This is a genomic window from Actinomadura sp. NPDC048955 (assembly GCF_040649435.1).
Taxonomy (GTDB): domain Bacteria; phylum Actinomycetota; class Actinomycetes; order Streptosporangiales; family Streptosporangiaceae; genus Spirillospora; species Spirillospora luteofluorescens.
Window position 1 is genome coordinate 1 of record NZ_JBEZJI010000210.1, and the last position, 1,083, is coordinate 1,083.

Sequence of the window (1,083 nt, forward strand, 5' to 3'; positions counted from 1 at the left end):
TGTACTTGGTCATGATCTTGGTGACAGTCGGGTGATGGGGGGCTTGCCGCCCAGAGCTGAGTGGGGGCGTTGGGTGTTGTAGTGCTCAAGCCAGGCTGCCAGGGCGTGGGTTCGCTGGTCGTTGCTGGTGTAGGGGCGGCGGTAGGCCCATTCGGTGGCCAGAGTGCGGTTGAGGCGTTCTGCTTTGCCGTTGGTCCAGGGGCAGCGGGGCCGGGTGAACTTCTGCCGGGCGCCCAGGTCGGCGCAGGCTTGCTGGAAGGCTGCCGAGACGCGGTAGTTGCGGGCGTTGTCGGTCAGCACCCGCTGGATGCGGGTGATGCCGTGGGCTGCGAAGAACGCCGCCGCCCGGGTCAGGAACGCCGCGCAGGTGGTGCCTTTCTCGTCGGGCAGGACTTCGGCGTAGGCCAACCGGGTGTGGTCGTCGATGGCGGTGTGGACGTGGTCGTAGCCGATGCCGCGGCCGCGGACGGGTTCGCTGCGGCCGTGGATCCGCCAGCCGCCGCCGTCGGGAATGCGGCCGAGTTTCTTGACGTCGATGTGGATCATCGCGCCCGGCTCGGGATGTTCGTAGCGGCGGTCGCTGTGGCGGGTCGCGCGGACCGGCTGCCCGGTGAGGGGGTCGCAGGCGGCCAGGACCGGCACGCAGTGACGGCGCAGGATCCGGGTGACGGTGCGGGCCGGCACCCCGGTCACCGCGGCGATGCGGTCGGGACCGGCGCGCAGCTCGCGGCGGGCCTCCAGCACCTTGCGCTCGGTCTGGAGCGGGGTCTTGGACACCGACGAGCGAGGGCCGCTGCGCCGCTCGGCCAGCCCGGCCCATCCCTGCCGCCGGTACCGGCCCACCCACCGATGCGCGCACTGCCGCGAGACGCCCAGCTCGGCCGCGACGTGCGCGACCGGGCGGCCATCGAACACGACACGGCGAACCAGCAGGCATCTGCCATGGAACGTCAGACGGGCGTTAGCGTGGCTCACTGAGACCTCCGGGTGCTGGTGAAGCGTGCAAACTCCACTACGCCCGGAGGTCTTCTTGCTGATCAAACACCTACCGGTCAGGTGTCACCAAGATCATGGCCAAGTACA

At 69.9% G+C, this 1,083-nt stretch carries 1 protein-coding gene; it reads right to left on the reverse strand.

What is annotated here, in order from left to right; all coding sequences use genetic code 11:
* Positions 1–9 precede the first annotated feature (9 nt).
* Positions 10–975, reverse strand: coding sequence for an IS481 family transposase (locus AB0C84_RS46315; RefSeq protein ID WP_361079333.1), 966 nt, complete (start codon positions 973–975; stop codon positions 10–12).
* Positions 976–1,083 lie beyond the last annotated feature (108 nt).